Annotated in this window: 19 protein-coding genes, 5 pseudogenes and 1 other annotated feature; of the genes and pseudogenes, 14 read left to right on the top strand and 10 right to left on the bottom strand. The window is 64.3% G+C overall.

All coding sequences use genetic code 11. The features are described 5' to 3' along the window. Nucleotides 1-47: 47 nt before the first annotated feature. The 9 genes from AC0VX2_RS06960 to AC0VX2_RS06920 all read left to right on the top strand — a co-directional run bounded on the left by AC0VX2_RS06960 (nt 48) and on the right by AC0VX2_RS06920 (nt 9,790). A complete protein-coding gene (locus AC0VX2_RS06960; RefSeq protein ID WP_070709076.1) occupies nt 48-845 on the top strand; it encodes a hypothetical protein in 798 nt (265 codons plus the stop codon). Then, nucleotides 838-1,944, top strand: a complete 1,107-nt coding sequence (locus tag AC0VX2_RS06955; protein ID WP_070709075.1) for an XRE family transcriptional regulator — start codon at nt 838-840, stop codon at nt 1,942-1,944. Before AC0VX2_RS06960 ends, AC0VX2_RS06955 begins: the two co-directional genes overlap by 8 nt. Continuing rightward, nucleotides 1,941-3,383 (top strand): hypothetical protein, encoded by a 1,443-nt coding sequence (locus AC0VX2_RS06950; RefSeq protein ID WP_020624925.1) that lies wholly within the window; start codon nt 1,941-1,943, stop codon nt 3,381-3,383. Before AC0VX2_RS06955 ends, AC0VX2_RS06950 begins: the two co-directional genes overlap by 4 nt. Before the next feature lie 9 nt (nt 3,384-3,392). After that, on the top strand, nt 3,393-4,238 hold the full coding sequence (locus AC0VX2_RS06945; protein ID WP_251393503.1) for a hypothetical protein: 846 nt from the start codon (nt 3,393-3,395) through the stop codon (nt 4,236-4,238). A 71-nt stretch (nt 4,239-4,309) separates the two neighbouring features. Beyond that, entirely contained in the window at nt 4,310-6,451 is a 2,142-nt protein-coding gene (locus tag AC0VX2_RS06940; protein WP_221845033.1) for a DEAD/DEAH box helicase, read from the top strand. Nucleotides 6,452-6,486: 35 nt separating this feature from the next. After that, nucleotides 6,487-7,381 (top strand): IS5 family transposase gene (locus tag AC0VX2_RS06935; RefSeq protein ID WP_136940265.1). Its coding sequence is split into 2 segments (ribosomal slippage): nt 6,487-6,843 and nt 6,845-7,381, totalling 894 coding nucleotides; the frame shifts between segments, so codons are not numbered across the junction. Further along, entirely contained in the window at nt 7,351-8,268 is a 918-nt protein-coding gene (locus tag AC0VX2_RS06930; RefSeq protein WP_144820293.1) for a hypothetical protein, read from the top strand. The genes AC0VX2_RS06935 and AC0VX2_RS06930 overlap by 31 nt, the downstream gene beginning before the upstream one ends. A gap of 68 nt (nt 8,269-8,336) precedes the next feature. Further along, nucleotides 8,337-9,344 (top strand): IS481 family transposase, encoded by a 1,008-nt coding sequence (locus tag AC0VX2_RS06925; protein ID WP_136940067.1) that lies wholly within the window; start codon nt 8,337-8,339, stop codon nt 9,342-9,344. A gap of 65 nt (nt 9,345-9,409) precedes the next feature. Then, nucleotides 9,410-9,790: a hypothetical protein gene (locus AC0VX2_RS06920; protein ID WP_070709204.1), complete on the top strand. Its 381-nt coding sequence runs from the start codon at nt 9,410-9,412 to the stop codon at nt 9,788-9,790. Nucleotides 9,791-9,970: 180 nt separating this feature from the next. Here AC0VX2_RS06920 and AC0VX2_RS06915 read toward each other — a convergent pair whose 3' ends face one another. The 4 genes and pseudogenes from AC0VX2_RS06915 to AC0VX2_RS06900 all read right to left on the bottom strand — a co-directional run. After that, complete coding sequence (locus AC0VX2_RS06915; RefSeq protein ID WP_020628264.1) at nt 9,971-10,753, bottom strand: HEPN domain-containing protein; 783 nt, start codon at nt 10,751-10,753, stop codon at nt 9,971-9,973. A gap of 1 nt (nt 10,754) precedes the next feature. After that, on the bottom strand, nt 10,755-11,111 hold the full coding sequence (locus AC0VX2_RS06910; protein WP_020628263.1) for a hypothetical protein: 357 nt from the start codon (nt 11,109-11,111) through the stop codon (nt 10,755-10,757). 51 nt (nt 11,112-11,162) lie between these two features. Then, entirely contained in the window at nt 11,163-11,945 is a 783-nt protein-coding gene (locus tag AC0VX2_RS06905) for an AbiTii domain-containing protein (RefSeq protein WP_070709208.1), read from the bottom strand. 674 nt (nt 11,946-12,619) lie between these two features. Then, nucleotides 12,620-12,955, bottom strand: a pseudogene (locus AC0VX2_RS06900) (integrase core domain-containing protein); the annotation flags it as partial. 213 nt (nt 12,956-13,168) lie between these two features. Between AC0VX2_RS06900 and AC0VX2_RS06895 the strand changes: the two are divergent. Both AC0VX2_RS06895 and istB read left to right on the top strand, forming a co-directional pair. Next, on the top strand, nt 13,169-14,692 hold the full coding sequence (locus AC0VX2_RS06895; protein ID WP_031943827.1) for an IS21-like element ISMlu14 family transposase: 1,524 nt from the start codon (nt 13,169-13,171) through the stop codon (nt 14,690-14,692). After that, the gene (istB, locus tag AC0VX2_RS06890; protein ID WP_010078636.1) at nt 14,689-15,474 is read left to right on the top strand and encodes an IS21-like element helper ATPase IstB; all 786 of its coding nucleotides are present in this window, start codon (nt 14,689-14,691) and stop codon (nt 15,472-15,474) included. Before AC0VX2_RS06895 ends, istB begins: the two co-directional genes overlap by 4 nt. Before the next feature lie 118 nt (nt 15,475-15,592). Here istB and AC0VX2_RS06885 read toward each other — a convergent pair. From AC0VX2_RS06885 to AC0VX2_RS06870, 4 genes and pseudogenes are all read right to left on the bottom strand, one after another. Continuing rightward, nucleotides 15,593-16,536: pseudogene (locus tag AC0VX2_RS06885) on the bottom strand (IS3 family transposase); the annotation flags it as partial. After that, nucleotides 16,103-16,237, bottom strand: a sequence feature (AL1L pseudoknot). Its footprint overlaps the pseudogene before it by 135 nt. Nucleotides 16,537-16,595: 59 nt before the next feature. Next, nucleotides 16,596-16,793, bottom strand: a complete 198-nt coding sequence (locus tag AC0VX2_RS06880; RefSeq protein ID WP_010078466.1) for a hypothetical protein — start codon at nt 16,791-16,793, stop codon at nt 16,596-16,598. 44 nt (nt 16,794-16,837) lie between these two features. After that, complete coding sequence (locus AC0VX2_RS06875) at nt 16,838-17,164, bottom strand: DUF3024 domain-containing protein (protein ID WP_257997793.1); 327 nt, start codon at nt 17,162-17,164, stop codon at nt 16,838-16,840. A gap of 68 nt (nt 17,165-17,232) precedes the next feature. Next, nucleotides 17,233-18,516: an IS256 family transposase gene (locus AC0VX2_RS06870; protein ID WP_100057176.1), complete on the bottom strand. Its 1,284-nt coding sequence runs from the start codon at nt 18,514-18,516 to the stop codon at nt 17,233-17,235. A gap of 137 nt (nt 18,517-18,653) precedes the next feature. On the opposite strand from AC0VX2_RS06870, the pseudogene AC0VX2_RS06865 reads away from it, so the two are divergent. Next, nucleotides 18,654-19,094 (top strand): annotated as a pseudogene (locus AC0VX2_RS06865) (ISL3 family transposase); the annotation flags it as partial. A 7-nt stretch (nt 19,095-19,101) separates the two neighbouring features. Here the strand turns inward: AC0VX2_RS06865 and AC0VX2_RS06860 are convergent. Next, nucleotides 19,102-20,240: pseudogene (locus AC0VX2_RS06860) on the bottom strand (IS1380 family transposase); the annotation flags it as partial. Nucleotides 20,241-20,286: 46 nt separating this feature from the next. On the opposite strand from AC0VX2_RS06860, the gene AC0VX2_RS06855 reads away from it, so the two are divergent. Further along, nucleotides 20,287-21,181 (top strand): IS5 family transposase gene (locus AC0VX2_RS06855; RefSeq protein WP_475432447.1). Its coding sequence is split into 2 segments (ribosomal slippage): nt 20,287-20,643 and nt 20,645-21,181, totalling 894 coding nucleotides; the frame shifts between segments, so codons are not numbered across the junction. Here AC0VX2_RS06855 and AC0VX2_RS06850 read toward each other — a convergent pair. After that, nucleotides 21,179-21,376, bottom strand: a pseudogene (locus AC0VX2_RS06850) (IS1380 family transposase); the annotation flags it as partial. The gene AC0VX2_RS06855 and the pseudogene AC0VX2_RS06850 sit on opposite strands and share 3 nt — an antisense overlap. 172 nt (nt 21,377-21,548) lie before the next feature. Here AC0VX2_RS06850 and AC0VX2_RS06845 point away from each other — a divergent pair. Beyond that, on the top strand, nt 21,549-22,691 hold the full coding sequence (locus tag AC0VX2_RS06845; protein ID WP_043282823.1) for a calcium/sodium antiporter: 1,143 nt from the start codon (nt 21,549-21,551) through the stop codon (nt 22,689-22,691). The last annotated feature ends 71 nt before the right edge of the window (nt 22,692-22,762 follow it).

The following is a 22,762-nucleotide window of genomic DNA, read 5'->3' as shown; positions in this document are numbered from 1 at the left end:
AGTGAAAACTAGTGCGCAACTTACTGACCTGGGTGTAGGCTGACCTTGTGACTGCTGAAGACGACGCCATCGCGAGCCTCCGGACCTCCGGCCTCCTCGACGTGCTCGCGTGGGCCGCGCCAGCAGCCTTCGCCGCCACCGATCAGATTTATGACGAGGACGCCGGACATGACCAGGGAGTCATCGGCTACCTGAACTTCAAGCACCTCAAGGATCTGATGGACCGCGCGACCTCGAACGGGCGGTTCGCTCTGGGTGAAGATGTGGATGGAACTGGTTCAGATGTTCTCGAGCGCGGTCTCGCGCCCGAGGCGTTCCGGTCTATGCCGTCACTTTCTCCCGAGGCGATTGCGCGGAGCAACTACCGGCAGTCACCAGGCTGGGCGGCCGACGGGCACCGTGTGCTGCTGCAGTCCTATATCTTCGGCCGCATCGACGACATCAAGTGGGTGGAGCGCAGCGATGCCAAGCGCCGAGTCGCCTCCCAGCAGTTCATCGGCGGGAACACGCTGTTCGACGACGCCGACTTCGGCCTGGAGTCGATTCCCGGTATCCCTGATGATGACGAGTTCGTCGGTGTGACGCTCGTGGCGGCACATGCCTTCAACCCGATCACTAAGCAGTTCGAGGTCTACGTCGGCCAAAGCAAGAACCCCGTTCATCCCGAGGACTCCTGCTGGCACTGGCGTCAGTTGCTGCTTTCAGGCGGGACTCCGATGGCCGGCACGGGTGTGCGTGTGCCGCCCGCCCTGCCTGGGGATTCGGCATCGACCAATGTGGACGATGTTGTTGTGCGAATGAAGAAGCCGCTCGCGGGCGAGGGGGCGGGCGCGGCGAATGGATAGCCTGCGCCGACCGTCCCAGACGCTCGCCGCCGCGGCCACATTTTTCAACGGCGAGCGTCTAGCAATGGCGCGACAACTCGCAGGGCTAAAGAAGGCGCATCTCGCTGCCCTGATCGAAATGTCGCCGGCTTCAGTGACAGCGTGGGAGAGTGGCGCGAAGCAACCCAACCGGGCCACTGTGGCGAAGCTGGCGCTTGCCCTGAAAGTCGAGCCGCAGTTCTTCGGCGGAGGCGCCCCACCACGAGTGAACAAGCCGCACTTCCGGTCGCTCCGCTCCACCCCGCAGATCGCTCAGGATGAAGCCGAAGCGTATGGGCAGTTCGTCGCCGAGGTGACCGGCATGCTGGAAAACGCCGTCGAGTTTCCGGAAGCGCTGCTGCCCGATCTGCCTGTCGACCCTGAAGAGGGCACAACAACTCCGGAAGAGGCAGCCAGGGATGCCCGTGGGTTCTTCGGCGTCGGCCCAGGACCGATCCAGCATGTGATCCGCCTCGCCGAGCGTGCGGGCGTAGTCGTCGTCTTCAGTGAGCCGGGGATTGCGGCTATCGACGCCTACTCCCTGCACACGGCCACGCGGCCGATTGTCGTTCTGAATCCCGCCAAGGACGACTACTACCGGCAGCGGTTCGACGTCGCCCACGAGCTCGGGCATCTGATCATGCATCACGACGCCGAACCCGGCGGGAAGATCGCTGAAGAGCAGGCTCATCGATTCGCATCCGAGTTCCTTATGCCTGCGGAGGAGATCGCCCCGTTCCTGCCGAGTTCTACGGCTGGCCGTGCATGGGCACAGCTCGCGGAGCTCAAGGAGCATTGGGGAGTCAGCCTGGCAGCGCTGCTGTACAGGGCTCGTGCACTCGGCATCATGGGCGACGTCTCATACCGGAACGCCATGATCCGCATGTCACAGAACGGCTGGCGCCGCGCCGAGCCCGGCCGGGTCGCATCACTTGAGATGCCCTCGATACTGCCGCGCGCCCGTGAGGTCATGAGCTCCGCAGGGATCGACGACGACAGATTCCTCTCGGGATCGGGTCTCCCTGCCCATCTCTACGAGATAGCCGCATCTCGCGTTCCGCTGACCGGGGATCGATCGTGAGATTCTCGGAAGCCTTCGGGATCGAGCGCTCCGAGGCAGACGACTGGTTTGATCCACACCTCACCATCGACACCAAGCTCTTCATTGACCCGTTGCTTCTTCTCGAAGCGGGCGGCGAATGGGCACAAGCGCACAACGAGCTGATCGCCCACTTCGTCCACTGTTACGGCCTCGTCGCCAGGGCAACGAGCACCACCTCGGTGTCAGCACAGGCGGCGCGGCGACTGCTCACTTTCCCGGAGCCCTTCGAGCTCGGCCTCGGATATACGGCGGAAGGAACCCGTGGTTCCGGCGCCGGCGATCGCTTCGCGGCGCGGATGGCGGACGGTATTGCCGTTGCGATCGCCGCAGGCCTCGGGCAGCCCGAGCACATCGAGGAAATCGGCATCCTGAACGAGGGAATCGGGGCGGATCGGATCTCCGATGCGACCGCCAATGTCATCAAGAGCCGCCTGATCGCATACACGCAGGCCATCGCAACGAACCACAACGTCCCGCTCGACCAGCACAAGGTCCGGCATGCTCGTGTCAGCTTGGACAGCGCCAGATGGCATGACGAGGACGTTGCCCTTCCCACCAACCCTGTCACTGGGCGCCCGGTGATCCTCGTCCCGGCGTTCCTCCTCAACGGCCTGCCGACGTTGAACGCGGATGACTGGTTCGACTCACACTTCAATGACGACATCCGCTTGTCGCTCAACCTCCAGGTCGGCCAGGCAGTGACTAAGGCGAGCATCGTCGCTTTCGCTCGCCAGCACCCCGATCGAGTCCGGGACTGGGCGCGAGCCCAGACCAGCCGGGAAGACCTCATCGGCTACGACTTCGGCGCTGACCCGCTCGGGGTCGTTCAGTGGGACCGGGAACCGGCACGATACGCCGCTGAGAATCCGCTCCCGCCGCGCACGATCACAACTCACGATGATCTCGTCGACCTCGCCGCGGAAGTCGTGGAACAGTTCCGGCATTTCATCGAAGACCAGCGAGGCTGGAGCCTGCTGTGGAACGATGACGGCTCGGAGAAACCCGAAGAGGCAGCACAGCTGGTGTTCCTGGGCATAGCTCAGCAGTACCTCCGGCAGTTCGATGTCGAGCTCGACCGCGAAGTCGAGCTCGGACGCGGTCCGGTCGATTTCAAAGCATCCTCAGGCACATCTGCCCGTCTGCTGATCGAAGTCAAGAAGCTCCACAACGGCAGGTTCTGGAACGGGCTGCGGTACCAGCTCCCGAGCTATCTGCAATCCGACAACGCCACCAAAGGCTGGTTCATCGCGCTGCAATACCGGAGCAACAAGGCCGCCGTGGACCGCCTCTGCGCACTTCCGGCCGAGGTGTCCGAAGTCTCGACTGCGACGGGCAAGGAGATCCGCTTCACCGCGGTCGATGCTCGCCGACCGCTCTCCGCATCCAAGATCAACGGCGATCCGCAACTCGACAGATAGGTCGTAATTATGAGTTCACCAGCCTTCTTGACTCCGCTTTTGACACTTGAAGAAAGCGATGGCAAGTCGAAGGTTGAGTATGTCGTCGGTGGCGAGCAATTGGTAGATGATGCGCGTGACCTTGCCGCCGCGATCATCGCTGACGATGCGATGGTCGTTGCATGCGGGAAATCACCGGTACTCGACCGGTGGCGCACGCGTCGTGACGGGGGCGCACCCTCGACGGGAGCGCAACTAGAAGCCGTCAAGGCATTTGTTTCCATCGGCTTCGGCCTTCCGGATGCTCCGAAGCCCGCCGATCATGTACAAGGGCACGTCGCGGAGTTGCTCTGGCACCGCGTTGTGGCCGAGCGTACATCCTGTCGGGACGGACGCACTCTCGTAGAAGCGCCACCCATCAAGGCCGATGCACTCGAACCAGGGGGAGATGGGCTCGTCGTCTACGAGGACTCTTGCGGAACCCTCGTTTTCCGGCTCTGGGAGATTAAGAAGCACGACGCAGATGCTCGGATATCGAAAACGATCAACCGGGCGGCGAAACAGTTGCGCAAGAGAGGCCACCACTACCTTGCCAAGCTCGCGGGACCGGCGACCCTCACTGCTGAAGGTGCCCTGGGGGAGCTTTACGACGGCATGGTTGACCTCTGGTTCGAACGGAGCGCAAGAGCAGGCGTGGGAGTCTCCGTAGGGGCGTCTCTCGAACATCGCCCACGAAACAGCAACACGTTCAGATCGCTCGGCACACAATTCCCGGAGTTTGTGGCGGCTGGGCAAACCGAGTCAATCGTTATTGCGTTGCCGGACTTTCCTGAGTTTGCCTCGAAGGTAAAGGAGATCGTATGGAGCGGTTTCTAGACATACATCTGCTCGGGGAAGCGCTTGCGGGTCGCTCCGGTCTCCCGACGGCTGAGCGATTGCAAGAGCGAATGGCGCAGGCTGAAATCGCCCTAGTGCTTGATCGTCCATCTGTTGATGAGAAGCTAATTAAGACAGCATGGTACTTGCATGGCGTGGCGTCGGTAAGTGATGCGCGTCAACGCTACTCGGCAGCTCGCCAACGTCAGGCGTTCTTGGTGAGCGCCCATATTTTCGATCTTGCTCTGGCTCGAAATGACTGGAGCGATGAAGAACGCCTATCAATCGGATTTGCTGCTGCGATCGGGTATCGCCGAGGTGGTCGTGACCCAAACGCGTCCGCGATCATAACCCGACTTCAGCCCCTCTTAGGTGGAGCAGATAGCACGCAAGAACCGTCACTTGAGAATCTCTCCGTACGCGCCGGACTTGTATTTTTGAGCTTCGATGCTAAACGAGCCTTCGGTTGGCTGGCTCGGTGGCGCAGATACTTCGCGTCAATAGCACAGCAGTCGGCGATGGACAGCCTGCGCTCAACGGCCCTCGGTTCGCTGCAGACGCTCGTCCTGGCTGTGGAAGACATACTCTCGTACCTGACGCGTGGAGATTATGAACGCTACAGTCAGGGGTCTCAACGACTGCCGGAGGTAGCGACTGGCGAAACCGGGGGCGCTTCGCTCGACGCGCGTTGGGTCGCTACACATCTACTGAACTTCGCGACCATCGCGGAGGCGGGCTCACCCTGGAACCCGTCGATCCTGCCGCCAGACGTACCGATCGCCGTACGCCAGGCTTTCGCGGTTGGAAGCCCTGCCGTGCTGACACTCTGGGAGCCGCAGCGAGATCTGCTCACCGGAGAACCATCGCCGTGCTCGCCGGAAGTCAAGCGAATGGTACTTTCCGTTCCCACAAGCGGGGGGAAGACACTCGTCGCTCAAATGCTCGCCGTCGCGCATCTGGCGCAGACGGACACGAGTATCTGCTTTGTCGTGCCAACAAGAAGTCTTGGTCGAGAAATTCGGCGCGCGATGAGCGCACGAGTTCGTATTCTCCAGAAAGAGGTCGGAGCGGAAAAGACTGACTTCTCCGCCTGGCTGGGAGAATTGGGCCTCTCGCTTTCGGAGGTTGAGCAGGCCGACGTCGATGTTATGACCCCGGAAAGGCTCAGTCATCTCCTGAGAAACGACTTCGAAGCGGTGCTCGACAAGTACAGTCTGTTCATTTTCGATGAGGCTCAGTTGTTGAAGGAGAAGGGGCGTGGCTTCGTCCTTGAATCCGTGATATCTGCCCTGAACCTGCAAACACAGGGCCGACCGCATCGCATAATTCTCCTTTCGGCCGCGATGGGAAACGTCGGTGGGATCGCTCAGTGGCTTGATCCAAACGGCGGTGCCCTGAGTCAGACAAGTGACTGGCGGGGGCCCAGGCGACTGCATGCAGTCTTCAATACCGAAGCGCAGTGGGATCAGACCGTCGTTGAAGGAGGGGCCGGGTCCGTGTGGCCCTACCGGCACACCACGCCGCTCTCGGGACTGATCCGATTGCGGCTCGGAAACGGGAGCACCAAGTCACTCCGCACTCAAGGGGACACGGGTTGGCGTCTAGTCCGAAAGTCGAAGGACGGGGGAGAGCGTCCAGCTGAAGTGAAGGTCGATTCTTCACGAAACACGAAACACTATTCGATTGCCAGCGGCATGATTACCGCTCTAGGGCACGCAGGATCGGTACTAGTTGTTGCGTCAACAAAGAAGCAAGCCCAGACGCTCGCTCGTGGCATCGCGGACGAGCTTGATGAGCAGCCGCAACTGGCCGCGCTGGTTGACTTTGTACGCCAACAGTTGGGCGACGCACATCCACTCGTCGGCACGCTTAGGCGAGGCGTGGGATTCCATCATGCAGGGTTGCCCGTCGAGGTGCTCGAAGCGCTTGAGGCTGCCGTGCGAAGTGATGATCTCCTCTATCTGACTTGCACTTCAACGCTTACGGACGGGGTGAACTTGCCGGTCAGGACCGTCGTTCTATACGACACTCCATACCCAGACCAGCCCGAAGATACCCGCTTACGCGGTGCCCGGCTCGTGAACGCAATGGGACGGGCAGGGCGTGCAGGACGCGAGACTGAGGGCTGGATCGTACTAGTAAGGGCGGCCTCGCCGAGCAGTCAGGACTTCGCCGACCTCAACCCTGACGATCAGGACCTAGGGCGTGTCTGAGAATAGATGCACGAGTCAGCTGAGACCCTGGGGACATGTCCCGGTTCCAGATGCTCTCCGACGCCCAATGGGAGTTGATCGCCCCGATGCTCCCGACCCGGACCGGCCGCGCCGGCAGGCCGTTCGCCGACGCCCGCACCATGGTGGAGGCGATCATCTACCGATACAGGTGCGGAATCGCTTGGAGGGATCTGCCCGAGGTCTACGGGCCCTGGCAGACCGTGTGGACCTGGCATCGGCGCTTGGCCGAAGAAGGCACATGGGACACGGTGCTGGCCACGCTGACCGCCGCCGCTGACGCCGAAGGCCTGATCGATTGGTCGGTCTCGGTGGACTCCACGATCGCCCGCGCGCATCAGCACGCGACGAACATCACCCGCCTCACAGGGGGATGGGTCGAACTACAAGAATCCGCGTGAGGAGCCGGCCGATCACGGCATCGGGCGCTCCCGTGGCGGGCTGAGCACGAAGATCCATCAGCTCGTGGACGGGACCGGGCTGCCGCTGGTCAGCCTGATCACCCCCGGCCAGGCAGGGGACTCCCCGATGCTGCTTCCTCTTCTGGAGCAGCTGCGCGTGACCCGGCCAGTAGGGCGGCCCCGGACCCGCCCTGCGGCGGTGCTGGGCGATAAGGCGTACTCCTCCCGGGCGATCCGCACTCACCTACGTGCCCGTGGGATCAAAGCGGTCATCCCCGAACCGGCCGACCAGCAGGGCCACCGCAGACGGCGCGGTGCCCGCGGCGGGCGCCCCGTCAGCCTCGACGCGGACGCCTACAAGGGCCGCAACGTCATCGAGCGTCAGTACGCTCACCTGAAGCAGTGGCGGGGTCTGGCGACCCGGTATGACAAGTACGCGATCATCTACAGGGCCGCTGTGGTCCTGAATGCTGTGCTCGCATGGTCAAAACGATTGTCAGACATGCCCTAGAGGTCACGTCCTCCCTGCTGACTGACTCCGCACTCCAGGCTGTTGCCCAACTCGAAGGTGTTCAAAGGGCTGACGCCGACGCAGTGTTCGCAGCCAACGGTGCGGCTGCGGACTTTATCAGCTTCGTCTGGATGATGCTGGCCGCGGCCGAGCGGGAACTGACCAGCCCAGAGATGGTCGACCTCGACACGGTGGTGGGGTTCACCCTGGCGGCAAATCAATCCACCCAAGCTAGAACGCGATATACACGACTCGCGGGGCGAGCGCGGGAGGCCTATGTATCTGTCGATTCCGCTGCCCGTCAGAGATGGTCGCGGATCGGCTGCTCTATCGGTTCCGCTCGTAAGATTGATGAATGGGCGTCGCAGATTGCCCGTGCCCTGATCTCCGCAGACGTAACTTCTGTCTCTACGGCTCTAGAAGCGGTGGGAATCCTTCGTCCGACGATCGCAGAGTTGCTCCGGCTTCCTGAAGCACCTCGATGGGGATTTCGCGAGTCTGTACAGGGCGCGACTCTGGATGTAGATGCCGCCGAAGTCTTGCGCGACTGGCTCGAAGGTGCTTCGCTACCGCAGCTGGCAAAGAGTCACTTGGGCGCCGTCGCCGATCCCGCATGGAGGATTGAACAGATAGTCACTGCGACCACAGAGCACTTCGAGCACTATCTGTCGTGGACAGTTGGAGCGCTCATCGACCTCGTAAACACGCACCTGCAAGCAGCCGGCGGTGACGAACTCGTTTGTCCAGAACTCGGTGGGTACATCAGGTACGGAGTCAGCACGCCGGTCGCGCTCGCACTCGTGACCGAAGGTATTCGTTCACGACGGATCGCCAACCTAGTTGTTGTGGGTCATGAGGTTCTTGACACGAGGCACGGGCTGAGATGAGACGAGCGGGCTCCGCCCCGCAGGATGGGAATTGCGACATCCACTCATCCGCGGAAGGAAGCCCGCTCGTGACTCACGCTAACGCACCTCTGACCCCCACCGGCCGGCTGCGCATGGTCCACCGCCACCTGAACGACGGGATCCCGCAGTCCCACGTGGCCGCGGAGTTCCGCGTCAGTCGGCCCACGGTGGCCACCTGGGTCGCCCGCTACCGTGCCGAAGGCGAGGCAGGACTGCAAGACCGGTCGAGCCGGCCCCATCGCTCACCTGCCCGGCTCGACCCCGCGATCGTGGCCGAGCTGGAGGCCCTGCGCCGGGCCGAGAAGTGGTCCGCCCGGCGCATCCATCACCACCTCGCCTCCGAAGGCCACCAGGTGTGCCTGCGCACCGTGGGGAGGTGGCTGCACCGACTCGGGATCTCCCGCCTACGGGACCTGACCCCAGCCGGAGAAGACCTCCGCCAACGACCCCAGAAGATCACCGCCCGCGGCCCGGGGCACATGGTGCACCTGGACGTGAAGAAAATCGGGCGCATCCCTGAAGGGGGAGGCTGGCGCGCCCACGGAAGAGACAGTGAGGCAGGGCGTGCTTCCAAGCGGGGGTCTGGCCAGCGGGTCGGCTACACCTACCTGCACTCGGCGATCGACGGGTACACCCGCCTGGCGTACACCGAGGCGTTGGAGGACGAGAAGGCGGTGACCACGATCGGGTTCTTCTGCCGGGCGAGGGCGTTCTTCGCCGCCCACGGCATCACCGTGGACCGGGTGATCACGGACAACGGCAACAACTACCGGGCCGTGGACTTCACCCGGAAGGTGGTCTCGCTCGGGGGCCGGCATCACCGGATCCGCCCCTACACCCCGCGTCACAACGGGAAGGTCGAACGTTACAACCGGCTGATGGTCGATGAGGTCCTCTACGCCCGCCCCTACACCTCAGAGCGGGCTCGGCGTGAGGCCCTTCAGGTGTGGGTGAATCACTACAACTACCATCGGCCGCATACCTCCTGCGGAGATGCTCCACCGGCCTCGTTGGCCCCGGTGCGTGTCAACAACGTCATGCCCTCCTACACCTAGTGGCAAGTCGCTTCGATCGGGTAGCGGAACTGGACGTGTTGAGAGAGCATCTGGCATCACTAGGCGTGTCCGGCTGGCGCCAAGAGTTTGCCGCATCGACCTCTGAGGTAATTGATCTCCTCGACTTTACGCGTCAGCGACGGCGAAGCCTGCTGAAGAACTTGCTCGATCGCAACGTGGCGAACGTGCCTGTCCACCTTCAGGCTGCGCCTACTACAGGCTCTATCCCGCTACGCCTGGCGGAGATAGAGGGCGAGACTCATCCCGCTCCGTTCGGCCTCTACCAAGGCGTGCAGCTGTTGGGGACGATCTCGGCCAGAGACCACTCAGATATCCAGAGCATTTTGGACACGGGGTTTGCGCTTCGAGTCGAGCTTGAGCATCCCGACGGGCGTGACCAGTTGCAGATCACGTTGCTTGATCCTCTTGATGATCGTCTCTTCTGACCCCCACGTGGGGGACCAAACACATGCAATTCATGCTTCTCGTGACATCCTCTGCATTATCTGAGGCCTAGAACTACGCGGATTCGGGCCTCGACGACGCCGTTTGGACGTTTCGCGGTCAACTTCACGATGTAGATGCCGGGCTGAGCCGATCGAGCGTTCGTTCCTCACGCCCAACGATTATTGAGGAGACCTGCTGCTCAGTGAACTTGTGTCGGCCGCGACCAGCCCGATCTGATTGGCTGCGTGCTCGACCATCGAGCGGACGGTCGCAATCAAGGCTGGCACCTCGTCGGCTGTTACTCCTAAGACGCCGTCGCCGTACCTCGCGGCCCCTCGTTCTCGCCGGAGCCGCTGGAGCGTGGCGAAGAAGCCTTCCGGCGCATTGCCAAGCCGTTCGTTCTCACGCAGCCACCGATCTCGCACGTTGTGGAACTTCGTCTCCTGCGACTGCGCGAGCATCTGCGCCTGAACGGTGAGTTCCGCCGCGGAGAGGAGATTGTCGACGGCTGGTCGCAGCGCGAACTCCCGGACCGCTTCGACTACGTCGAGGTAGTCGTCAGCAAGGCTGAGCAACTCGGCACTGCGCTGTTTGTTGTAGCGCAAGTCGAAGGCAATGTATGCGGACTCGCCGACGATGATGTAGGCCAGCCATCCGCTGTTCGGGTCGACATCGACAGGCCAGAAGGCTTCGAGACTGCTGATGTTCTCTGCAGTGACCGGCTCGCCCTTCTTGATGGGCGCCGATGCGACCGCCCGCGCCTGCAGCGACACCTCCTCGTTGATTCGGACGATCGGTGCACCACCCGATGGCGGGAGCTCAACCACCGCGCGGTACACGTGCGCCCGCGTGAGCTCGGTTGCGCGCTGTTCGAGGTCGCGATCAATCCACGTTGCGAAGAGGTTCTCGACGAGATGTTCACCGAACGTCTCTTCGCCGCCAGGAAGTTGGAGATCGCTCATGTCAATGCAGAAGCGTGACAGGTAGTTCGGCCTGCGTATCGTGACCGTTGACGTGTGCGTAGGCCGCGATCGTGCCCACCGCGTCCAGGCCCAGACTTGCGTCGTGGAAGTGCACCGTCACGGCGTCCTTCGTGGCCGTGACGGACGAGGCCTCGTAGTTAGCCTGGGTGGCACTGGCGTTGTCGAAGACCCACGCCGTGATCGCGTCGCCGAAGCGAACGCCGAGTCGTTTTCCGCCGTTGCCGGTCGGGTCGTAGTAATAGATGCCATAGCCGAAGAACTCGACATCGCCGACATCGACTGGCTCTCCGAGCCCCCACGTAATGGTGACGCTGTCGGTTCCCACTTCCGCCAGCACGGACGTGACTGTTCGGGGTGTATGCGTGGTCATGGCTTCCTCTCGATTACCTCACCAGATCGGCAGTTGGAGTGCCGCGATGACCGTTCCTGCGATCGTGGCGAGTCCAACGGCCGCTGCACCGACGAGCTTTGCTCGCGTCCAGAAGCGCGGCTTCGCTTCTTCGGGGGCAGCAGTGATCGTGCTGCCGTCCGCGGCCTGTGCGATGCTCACGCGGTTCCCGCGCCCGTTGATGACGAAGTTCACGGCGTTGGCTGCCTGCGTTGGGGTTGGTAGGTTCTGGCCCTGTGGGGTTGCGGAGCGCAGCTCGGCGATGAGTTCGGCTAAGCGAGTGCGAATCTGGTCGAGCACGCCTGCGAGCGCGATAGTGCTGACGCTCCAGTAGAGCGCAGTGATGTGGCCGTTCATCTCCCGGGTGCCGTTCATATAGGTGACGAGGTCGGGAGCACCCGGTGGCTGGAGCTTGACCATTCTGTCGGTTCGGTGCTGATCCACCATGCTGTGGATCTCGCTCACGCCCATTCGAAGTGGAACTTGCTCGTTGATTTCGTCGCGAGCGAAGTCGGGAATGTCCATCGCGCCGATTGTCTCGTGGCGCACGATCCCGCCTGGAACGGTGCCGTCGATTTGCAGCGGAGCGGACACAGTTCGGTACAGGGGCAGCTCCGCGTCCCGCCCGTAGCCGCGGAGCTCTACCGACGCCCAGTTGCGAAGCTCGGGTGAGCCTGCGCTTCCGCCGAGCAGGATGAGTTTGCGGAGCAGAGTGTCGAGCGGTTTCTCATCGAGAAGGTCACGCTCGATTTGCGCCATGAGATCCGGTGGACGTTTGATCACAGCCAAATTATCTCCTCCACCGCCGACACCTCGGGGCGACCACGACGATGCCGCAGGGGATCAGTCTCGCTCATGCATGTCGCTGAGCATCGGTCGGCGGGCTGTTGGTGCGTCGCGGGGGAGAAGGGCAAGAACCCCCTTATCGAAGTCACGCCCGCTGACGAAGCGAAGAGCGTGTCGGCCGGATCTCTGACCATCTGCGCGCCAACGAAGCTCCTTTTCAGGCTCCCGCGCGCCTTCGGGGAGGGGGACCAATTGGGGACCAAAATCATGCGAACCATGCATCTCGTGACGTGCTCAGCATGATCTGAGGTCCGGAATCACGCGAATTTCGGTCTCGATCGCACCGTCTGGACGCCTGGGGGTCAAGAGGTCGTGGGTTCAAATCCCGCTAGCCCGACCACGTTCCCACGGGTCAGAGTCCGCATCTGACGAGGGAAAATGGAATGAGGCCCAGGTACTCCCTCGAGGGGAGCGCCTGGGCCTCTTTCCGTGCCTGACATATTCCTTAGCACAAACTGATCGAGACAGACCCTACGGTTCGGCGTTCGGCTCGACTTATATCCCCGGGAATTCAGAACTTCCTCAGTGGCCGAGCGGCTCGATCCAAAATCGATCTCGTCGGTGACCAGAGCGTTGGCCCTGAAGCCCCCTGGGTCTGATGGAGACTCGCGCTATTTGATTCCGACCAGCTGTTCGCGGCCGGCTTCGACAGCATAGAACGTGTCCTCGAACTCGGCGGGTGGGACGTCGCCGAGGTAGCCGTGGAGGCGTTGCGTGTTGTGCCAGGACACCCACCCGAGGGTCGCGAGCTCGAGGTCCTCGACCGTCCGCCAGGGACCTGGCCGTGCGGGTCCGCGGACGTGCTCGGCCTTGTAATAGCCGTTCACGGTCTCGGCCAGGGCGTTGTCATAGCTGTCCCCGACGGTCCCGATCGACGGTGTCGCTCCGATCTCGGCGAGGCGTTCGCCGTAGCGAATGGAGGTGAATTGAGACCCCGCGTCGCTGTGTGTAAGCGGCCATGAAAAGCTGCCCATAGGTGGCCAGGGAATGACCCGCTGACGGCCATGAGGACTGCCCAGTGATGGCCACGGGAACTGCCCGGTGCTGGCCATCTGGTTTGCCCGCGTTGCTCGTTGCCCGCCGCGTCGTGAGCCGGCGGGGGCCTCCTCCCCGGGTTGGATATCGGTGTCGAATCGAATCCAGCGAGGAAGAGGCCCTGAATGAAGGATGCCGCAGAAACCATGAAAATACTCAGTGCCTATGACCTGACCAAGTCATTGCGGGGCGCCGCCGAGCTGGCCGGTTGCTCCCATCACACCGTGGCCCGGCTGGTGCGGGCCCGCGACGCCGGCCAGACCCCTGGATCCGGAGCCAGCCGCCCGAAGGTCACCGATGTCTGGCTGCCCAAGATCGAGGAATGGGTCGAGGCCTCCACGGGCAGGATCCGCGCCGATGTCGTGCACGCCAAGCTCACCGCAATGGGCTACACCGGCTCTGAGCGCTCCACCCGGCGGGCGGTGGCCGAGGTGAAGGCCGCCTGGCGGGCCGGGAAGCGCCGGGTGCACCGGCCCTGGATCACCGAGCCGGGCGCATGGCTGCAGTACGACTTCGGCGATGGGCCGGCGATCGACGGGGCCAAGACGGTGCTGTTCGTGGCCTGGCTGGCCTGGTCCCGCTACCGGATCGTCATCGCCCTGCGTGATAGGACGGCTCCGAGTGTGTTCGCCGCCCTGGACCGGTGCTTCCGGCTGATCGGGGGCGCGCCGACCTATGTGCTGACGGATAACGAGAAGACAGTGACGGTCTCTCATGTGGCCGGGGTGCCGGTGCGTAACCAGGCCACCGTGGCGTTCGCTCGGCATTACGGCGTGGAGGTGCTGACCTGCCAGCCAGCGGATCCGGCCGCCAAGGGCGGGGTGGAGAACGCGGTGAAGCTGGCCAAGGCCGACCTGGTCCCGAAGGACACCAACCTGCGGGACCAGTACGCCTCGTTCGCTGAGCTCGAGGCCGCCTGCGCGGGGTTCATGGCCATGGTGAACTCCCGGGAGCACCGGGTGACCCGGCGCCGCCCGGACCACATGCTCGCCGAGGAGACCAGCGCGTTGCATCGGATCCCCGCCACGGCGCACACCGTGGCCTACGGGGTGGGACGGAAGGTGCCGGAGAACACGCCGATGGTCTCCTTCGAAAACGCCCAGTACTCGGTGCCCGCGCACCTGCTCGGGGCCGAGGTGTTCGTGCGCCATCACGGCACCGGACCGGACTCGATGGTGGTGATCATGCACGCCGGTGCGCAGGGGCCGGTGGAGGTCGCCCGGCACCGGGTGGCCCGGCCCGGGTCCCCGGCCATCGACGACGCGCACTTCCCCGGCCACGAGACGGACAAGGTGCCCGGGGACTACACCCCGGTGCCCCGTTCGGCGGCGGAGGCCGAGTTCCTGGCCATCGGGGCCGGAGCGAGGACCTGGCTGGTGGAGGCCGCCGCGGCCGGCACCAGCCGGATCGGTCAGAAGATGGCCGAGGCCGTCACCCTGGCCAAGCTCGCCGGCACCGACCAGGTCGACCGCGCCCTCGGGGTGGCCGCGGTGCACCAGCGCTTCGCCCACGGCGACCTGGCCTCCCTGCTCACCGCCGCCGGCCACCGCACCGGGATGCACACCGCCACCGAGGAACGGTCCCTGACCCAGGGCACCGCCGGCTGGGCCGGCCTCGGTACCTCCAACACCGAGGGGGCAGCCCGGTGAGCATCCACACCCCGAACACCGCCGCACCGGCGCTGCCGGCCGATTTGGAGGCGCTGTTGCGGCAGCTGAAGATGCCCCACGCCCGCGGTATCGCCGCCGAGGTACTGGCCACCGCCCGGGCCCAACGCTGGGAGCCGGCCGAGGTCCTCAAGGCCCTGCTGGTCGAGGAGACCACCGGTCGGGCCCGATCCATGCTCGCCGCCCGGCGCAAGGCCGCCGGGTTCCCCACCGGCAAGACCTTCACGACCTGGGATCCGGGCGCCTCCTCGATCCCGGCCCCGACCCAGCAGTCCCTGCGCACCCTGGAATGGCTCTCGCGCAGAGAGAACCTCGTGGTCTGCGGGCCCTCCGGCACCGGCAAGACCTTCTTCCTCGAGGCCCTGGGCCAGCAGGCCGTGGAGGAGGGCAAGCGGGTGGCCTGGTTCACCCTGGAGGACCTCGGGGCGATGATCCGGGCCCACCGGCCCGATGACACCATCACCAAAGCCGTCGCCCGAATCCTGCGCGCCGACCTGATCGTCATCGACGACATCGGCCTGCTGCCGGTCGCCGACGATGCCGCCGAGGGCCTCTACCGCATCGTGGACGCCGCCTACGAGAAACGCTCCGTAGCGATCAGCTCGAACCTGCACCCGGCCGGCTTCGACGAGCTGATGCCCAAGACCCTGGCCACCGCCACCGTGGACCGGCTCCTGCACCACGCCCACGTGTGCCAGACCACCGGAGACTCCGTACGGATGACCCAGGCAATGGCCGGGAAGGGAGTCATGCCACTGAACTGATCCCATCACGGTGGCCAGCACCACCACCCAAACGGGCAAACCAGCTGGCCACCAGTGGGCAGTTCTGATGGCCACCAGCGGGAAGAAACACTGGCCGCCTATGGGCAGAACTCAATGGCCCTTGACAGCTGTGGCAGCGCAGGTCCTCGTGGCGAGCGCCGCGGGACCAGCGGGCCATCTCGATCGCGTCGAGGACCATCTCGGTGCGCATGTGTGACGCGCACCGCCACCCGACGATCATCCGGGAGAACGCGTCGACGATGAAGCAGACGTACGCGACGCCGGCCCACGTCGGCACGAACGCCAGGTCGGTGACCCAGAGCCGGTTCGGGGCAGGCGCGGTGAACTCCCGCTTCACGAGGTCCGGGTGCCGCGCCGCGGTCGGATCTGGCCGGGTCGTCTTCACCCGCTTCGACCTGGTCGCGCCCTTAATCCCTGCGGCGCGCATGAGCCGGCCCGTCTGATCTCGGCCGATGTCGATCCCGGCGCGACGCGCGGTCTTCCAGAGCTTTCTGACCCCGTAGACGCGGTAGTTCGTCTCCTAGAGCTCGACCAGCTGCGGGATCAGCTCCTCGTCCCGCACCGCGCGAGCCGAGGGGGCGCGGGTCTTGGCGGCGTAGTAGCTGCTCGGAGCCACCTGCAGCAGCCTGCAGATGAGCTCGACTCCGAGCCGGCGAGCGTCGACCAGGTCATCCTTGTTCGCGTCGATGAACGCGACTACTTCCGGTAGTGGCGGTCGAGCTCCGCCCCGAAGAAAGACGCAGCACGCTTGAGGACCTCGTTGGCCCGCCGCAACTCCCGGACTTCCTGCTCCAGTTCACGCACCCGCCGCGCCTCAGCGCTGCTCACGCCAGAGGTGACGCCGTCGTCGATGTCGGCTTGCTTGACCCACATCCGCACGGACTCGACCCCGTACCCGAGCTGCGTCGCGACCCGATTGACGGTCCCATGCTCGGTCCCCAGCTCGGCACGCAGCGTCCTCACCATCCGGACCGCCGCGGCCTTCTCCTCCGGCGAATACCGACGCGTCGTCGGCTTCCCCGCTGTCTGCTCTTTCGGCATAACTCCATCCTCGTTTCCAAGGTCAGGAGTCTCCAACAAACCCAGGGCGCTTCAATCGGTCAGGAAGGCAGCAGGAGCACCTTGATGTCGTAGTCGAGCTTGCAGAGATAGAAGATCAACTCGACGACGGGACGGTGACTATCCCAGCGGGGCTGTGAGGGGCCGATCTCGCAGAACCTTGCGGCAAACTCAACCTTCTCGCGCGCGGCCGGGATCGATGCGCGGAAGGCCGCTTCATCCCATTGCTCTTCGCTCATACTCCCGACCGTAGCGGTGAGTACCGACACGGCCGTGGGAGCTCTCAGCCCCAGAAGATCGGATCCTGGTGGCTGCCGATGTAGTCGAGCAGACTCTGGACGTTCTTCGTCGGGCGCCTCTTCGTGTACTCGTGGAACTTCATGTGCCGGTCACGCCAGTAGATGCTCCACTGGCCGGTCTTGACGGTGTATCGCAGGCGCGCGACCGGGAACCGCGTCCAGTCGCCCTGCCCGTCCCACGGCGGCCGCGTCTCGATGATCGTGACGTGCCGGTCGGCGATCTCGGCTTCTACTCTCACCTGATCCCACAGGTGCTCGGGCACGCGTTCACGGCACCAGCGGCCGATGCGCAGCAGGTCGGTCTCGGGCATAGCCATGGTCAAGTCCTTTTGAGTGGTGTATCGAGGCTTTGTCGGGTTCCTCGTGGTCGGGTGGGTTGTCAGGCGGCGAGTGCCGCGTGGCCGGGGTCGTCGGTCATGGTGTCGCTGACCTGTAGGGCGGCTTGTTCAGCCGCGGCTTTCGCGGCTGCTTCGGCGAGCATCGTGTCGGTCGCGGTCAGCAATTCCAGGCTCATGTAGCGCCGTGATTCGGTCCATTCGTCGTGCTGCTCGGCCAGCACCGCGCCGAGGAGTCTAATCACCGCGACTCGGCTGGGGAAGATGCCGACGACGTCGGTGCGTCTCCGGATCTCCTTGTTGAGCCGTTCGTTCGGGTTGTTCGACCAGATCTTCTTCCACACCTCCTTCGGGAACTTCGTGAACGTGAGCACCTCATCGCGGGCGCCCTCGAGGTGCTCGGCAGCGGCCGGCAGATGGGTGGCCAGGCTGTCGATCATGTGCTCGTACTGGGCGATCACCGCCTCGACGTCGGGCTGGGTGTAGACGCTGTGCAGCAGCGCTTTCACCGCGGGCCACTGCGACTTCGGGCACACCGCCATCAGGTTGGCCGCGTAGTGGGTGCGGCAGCGCTGCCACTGCGCCGTCCCGAACACCGCCCCGGCCGCTTCGACCAGCCCGGCATGGGCATCGGAGGTGATCAGCTCCACCCCCGACAGGCCGCGGGCAGCCAGATCACGGAAGAACCCGAGCCACCCCTCCCTGGTCTCCGCGGTGCCCAGTTGCAGGCCGAGGATCTCGCGGTAGCCGTCGTTGTTGATGCCGGTGGCGACCATGGCGGCGACCTTGACGACCCGGCCGTGTTCACGCACTTTGAGCACGAGCGCGTCGGCGGCGACAAACCGATACGGCCCAGCATCGAGCGGCCGGGTGCGGAACGCTTCGACCGGTGCATCCAGGTCTTTACTCATCTCTGAGACCTGCGATTTCGACAGGCCCGTGATGCCGAGAGTCTGCACCAGTTTGTCCATCCGGCGGGTGGAGACGCCGAGCAGGTAGCAGGTGGCGACCACCGTGGTCAGCGCTGCCTCGGCGCGGCGGCGCCGCTCCAGGAGCCAGTCGGGAAAGTAGGTGCCTTCGCGCAGTTTCGGGATCGCGACGTCGATGGTGCCGGCGCGGGTGTCCAGGTCCCGGTGCCGGTAGCCGTTACGCCGGTTGGTGCGCTCATCCGAGCGGGCGCCGTAGGCGGCGCCGCACACGCTGTCAGCCTCGGCCGACAGCAGGGCATTGATGAAGGTGGTGAGCATCTGACGCATCAAGTCCGGCGAGGCCTGGGTGAGCAGATCGGACAGAAACGCCTGGGGGTCGATATCGTGGGGAGCGGTCATCGCGGGTGTCCCTTTCGAGTGGGATGTGAGAGTTTCCTCGAAAGCCTCCCGCGGTGACCGCTTCTACTTCGCGGTCGACACGCCAACCGGAGTCAACGTGCTGCGGGATTCGTACACCACTCTGCCGGACGCAACTGCGCCGCACCCTCCACACCGGGATGAGCCTGCTGACCGACCGCCAAAAAGAACACCTCAGCGTCCTCTTCGCCCACGAGAAGCACGCCGCGGTCGAAGCGGCCTGGGAGATCTACCAGGCCATGGTCGCCGCGTATCGAGAATTCGACCGCGCAAAGGCTAAGGCCAAGATGGAGAAGGTGATCGCGGCGCTGAGCAAGAAGGTCCCCGACACCCTCGAGGAACTGGGCAAGCTCGGCCGGACACTGACCAAACGCGCCGCCGACGTGCTGGCGTTCTTCGAGCGACTGGGCACCAGCAACGGTCCGACGGAGGCGATCAACGGCCGGCTCGAACACCTGCGCGGCTCCGCCCTCGGCTTCCGCAACCTCACCAACTACATCGCCCGCAGCCTCCTCGAATCAGGCGGCTTCAGACCCTTGCTACACCCTCAAATGCGATGAGCCTCGAATGCAGGATCTTGTGCCGACAGCGGCGCACGATGGTCGCGGGGATCTCGAACAACCGTGCGCGAAACCGTTTGGGCTCCCAGCGACGTGCATCATGGCCGGCCAGCGCGATGGCCTGCATCCAGGCGACGATGACGCCGGCGAGCTGGACGATCTGGCACCAGACCTGGTTCTGCGCGAATCCCTGCAGCGGGAACTTCATCAGGCCCATGTCCTTGGCGTTGCGGATCCGGTCCTCGCAGCGCGCGCGGCGGCGGTGACGCAGCTCCAGCACTGGAAGCTGGCCGCGTGGGGCGTTGGTCGCGAACGCAGTGATCCGCATCCCTTTGTGATCGGTGATCCGTAGCTGCACTCCGGGGTGGGGGCGTTCCTTCCTTACGGTTACCCGCATTCCGGGGGCCACCCGGGCAGGTCCAGTAGTCCGGTCAGTTCCGCGACCCATGCCCCATCGCGGATCCCTTCGGTGTCGGTGTCGTAGGCAGGAGTCCACGCCTTCGCCTCATCAATACGTTCCAACAGGTCAGGAGTGTTCGCGGGGAGGGTGAACCCGACTGAGTAGGCCAGACGCTGCCGCTCCAGCCAGCCCGCGAAGTCCTTGGGGCCGCCGGCCCCGTCGGTGCGAATCAGGACCTTTTTCGATCCCCGCCCGCCCCGGCCCAGCAGGGCCGGTGGGAGCTGCGCAAGGGCCAGACGGGTGACGGCGATGTGATCGCTGGCGGTGTTCGAGCCCGCGTTGCCGGGGCGAAGGTGGATCGCGAGCGGTTCCCCGGTTCCTTCGCTGCCGTGGTCCAGGAACGCGTACAGAGGGTGGTAGCCGAAGCCGCGTTTGAACGTCGGGGCGGCTTGCTCCTTCTCACTGTGGACGTTGATCAGGGTGGCGTCGAGGTCGATGACCAGCGGGGTCTTCGCGCTCGTCCCCTCGGCCGGGGAATGCTCGCCGGCCAGGGCCCAGGCCTGCTCGCGCGCGGTCCTGCGAGCCCTGGCGATCGCGGTCATCACGGCGGGCGCGTCCTCAGCGAGGGTGGTGAGCGTGCGGGAGATCGTTGGGGCCGAGGCGACGTCACCGAACAGGCCCGGCTCGCACCGCAGCAGGTCGGTGTCACGGGCGACCTCCCCGCCCACCGCGAGAGTCATCGCTAGGGCGTGTCTGAGAATAGATGCACGAGTCAGCTGAGACCCTGGGGACATGTCCCGGTTCCAGATGCTCTCCGACGCCCAATGGGAGTTGATCGCCCCGATGCTCCCGACCCGGACCGGCCGCGCCGGCAGGCCGTTCGCCGACGCCCGCACCATGGTGGAGGCGATCATCTACCGATACAGGTGCGGAATCGCTTGGAGGGATCTGCCCGAGGTCTACGGGCCCTGGCAGACCGTGTGGACCTGGCATCGGCGCTTGGCCGAAGAAGGCACATGGGACACGGTGCTGGCCACGCTGACCGCCGCCGCTGACGCCGAAGGCCTGATCGATTGGTCGGTCTCGGTGGACTCCACGATCGCCCGCGCGCATCAGCACGCGACGAACATCACCCGCCTCACAGGGGGATGGGTCGAACTACAAGAATCCGCGTGAGGAGCCGGCCGATCACGGCATCGGGCGCTCCCGTGGCGGGCTGAGCACGAAGATCCATCAGCTCGTGGACGGGACCGGGCTGCCGCTGGTCAGCCTGATCACCCCCGGCCAGGCAGGGGACTCCCCGATGCTGCTTCCTCTTCTGGAGCAGCTGCGCGTGACCCGGCCAGTAGGGCGGCCCCGGACCCGCCCTGCGGCGGTGCTGGGCGATAAGGCGTACTCCTCCCGGGCGATCCGCACTCACCTACGTGCCCGTGGGATCAAAGCGGTCATCCCCGAACCGGCCGACCAGCAGGGCCACCGCAGACGGCGCGGTGCCCGCGGCGGGCGCCCCATTGGCCTCGACGCGGACGCCTACAAGGGCCGCAATGTCATCGAGCGTCAGTACGCGCACCTGAAGCAGTGGCGGGGTCTGGCGACCCGGTATGACAAGTACGCGATCATCTACAGGGCCGCTGTGGTCCTGAATGCTGTGCTCGCATGGTCAAAACGATTGTCAGACATGCCCTAGGTCCAGCAGGACCTTGGAGGCGTGATGCTCGGCCAGCGGTTTCGTCCATGAACCCAACGCTTCACGCAGCGAAGAGGCGAGGCCGGTGGCGTGGATCGTGTCGGTCAGCAGCACCGCGCCCGCATGCGAGGCCGCCGGGACCTCAGCGACGTCCACACGCGGGCGGGGGTAGAAGAACACGGTAGGGTGGGACACCTGAAAGGTGCTCCTTCCGGCCAGGGATTACGAGACTCGACACCCCGTATCATCCCAGGCCAGGAGCACCTTTCTCTATGACGCCCACCCGTCGAGACCACACCCCAGTGAAATCTCGAGGTCAGCGGGTGCTCGTGGCAGGGCCTGAACTGTGGTCCGTACACTCCTACTCATGGATGCGCTTGATATTGGACGGATCGTGGCCGGACTGGTGCTGCTGGTCTTGGGTGGGGAATTTTTGGTGCGTGGGGCGTCAGCACTGGCCGGACGTTTCGGGATTTCGTCATTGGTGATCGGTCTCACCGTAGTGTCAGCGGCGACGTCGGCACCCGAGTTCGCAGTGAGCGTCGGTGCTGTACTGCGTGATGAACCGGGGCTTGCCGTGGGCAATGCGGTTGGCAGCAACATCATTAATGTCCTGCTCATCCTGGGACTGTCCGCGCTGGTCGTTCCCCTCGCTGTAAAGCGGAGGCTGATCCGCTTTGACCTGCCCCTGATGGTCGTCTTGTCAGTTCTACTGCTCCTTGTGTCCCTGGATGGGAGGATCAGTGCGGTGGACGGGCTGATACTATTTTTCGGTGTGGTGGTCCACACCATAATGTCCGTGGTGATTAGTCGGCGGGACGCCAAGACCGCGGTGAATGCCCGGGAAGGGACAGGAGATTCGGCAACCGTCGATCCAGCCGACGAGGAAGGGGCTGCGCTAGGCGCCTCGGTCAGCAGGTCGCTCTTCTTTGTGCTGCTGGGGGTCGCGTTGCTGGTCGCCGGTGCCACGCTGCTCGTGGAAGGAGCAGTGAACATAGCCACCACGTTGGGCGTAAGCAGCCTCGTGGTCGGACTGACCGTTGTGGCTGTCGGGACATCGCTGCCCGAGCTGGCGACGTCCATCATTGCCGTGCGTCGCGGTGAACGCGACCTAGCGGTGGGCAACGTGGTCGGCAGCAATATCTTCAACATAGGGGTAGTGCTAGGACTAACCGCGCTCATCTCTCTTGAGGGCATTCCCGTATCCGGCGCCGCAGTGGCCTTCGATATCCCAGTAATGCTGGCGGCCGCAGTGGCACTACTGCCGATCGCGTTCACGGGCTTCGCGGTGGCGCGTTGGGAGGGCGGCTTGTTCGTGGTTTTGTACGCCGCCTACACCGGATACCTTGTGCTGGCTGCCACAGCGCACGATGCACTGGAGGGATTCACCGTAGCCATGGCGTGGTTCGTGCTGCCGTTAATCGCACTGACGCTCATTTCCTTTACAGCCTACGAAATCGGGCTCCGCAAGGGACGCCGAGACCTGGACCAGACCACGACTTCGACGTAGACCGTCGAGTGCATTCGGCTGCTGGCTTCATTCAGGTCGTCGGCTGAATGTAAATCGGCAAGAGATGACTG

The organism is Micrococcus sp. iso_239 (genome assembly GCF_056173395.1).
The sequence above is the reverse complement of the archived record's forward strand: the minus strand, read 5'-3'. Positions and strand labels throughout refer to the sequence as shown.

Coding starts and splice junctions, on each gene's coding strand:
- AC0VX2_RS06880 (WP_010078466.1), bottom strand. CDS start 16,793: ATGAGCGAAGAGCAATGGGATGAAGCGGCCTTCCGCGCATCGATCCCG.
- AC0VX2_RS06945 (WP_251393503.1), top strand. CDS start 3,393: ATGAGTTCACCAGCCTTCTTGACTCCGCTTTTGACACTTGAAGAAAGC.
- AC0VX2_RS06955 (WP_070709075.1), top strand. CDS start 838: ATGGATAGCCTGCGCCGACCGTCCCAGACGCTCGCCGCCGCGGCCACA.
- AC0VX2_RS06915 (WP_020628264.1), bottom strand. CDS start 10,753: ATGAGCGATCTCCAACTTCCTGGCGGCGAAGAGACGTTCGGTGAACAT.
- AC0VX2_RS06940 (WP_221845033.1), top strand. CDS start 4,310: ATGGCGCAGGCTGAAATCGCCCTAGTGCTTGATCGTCCATCTGTTGAT.
- AC0VX2_RS06870 (WP_100057176.1), bottom strand. CDS start 18,516: ATGACCGCTCCCCACGATATCGACCCCCAGGCGTTTCTGTCCGATCTG.
- AC0VX2_RS06875 (WP_257997793.1), bottom strand. CDS start 17,164: ATGCCCGAGACCGACCTGCTGCGCATCGGCCGCTGGTGCCGTGAACGC.
- AC0VX2_RS06930 (WP_144820293.1), top strand. CDS start 7,351: ATGGTCAAAACGATTGTCAGACATGCCCTAGAGGTCACGTCCTCCCTG.
- AC0VX2_RS06895 (WP_031943827.1), top strand. CDS start 13,169: ATGAAGGATGCCGCAGAAACCATGAAAATACTCAGTGCCTATGACCTG.
- AC0VX2_RS06845 (WP_043282823.1), top strand. CDS start 21,549: ATGGATGCGCTTGATATTGGACGGATCGTGGCCGGACTGGTGCTGCTG.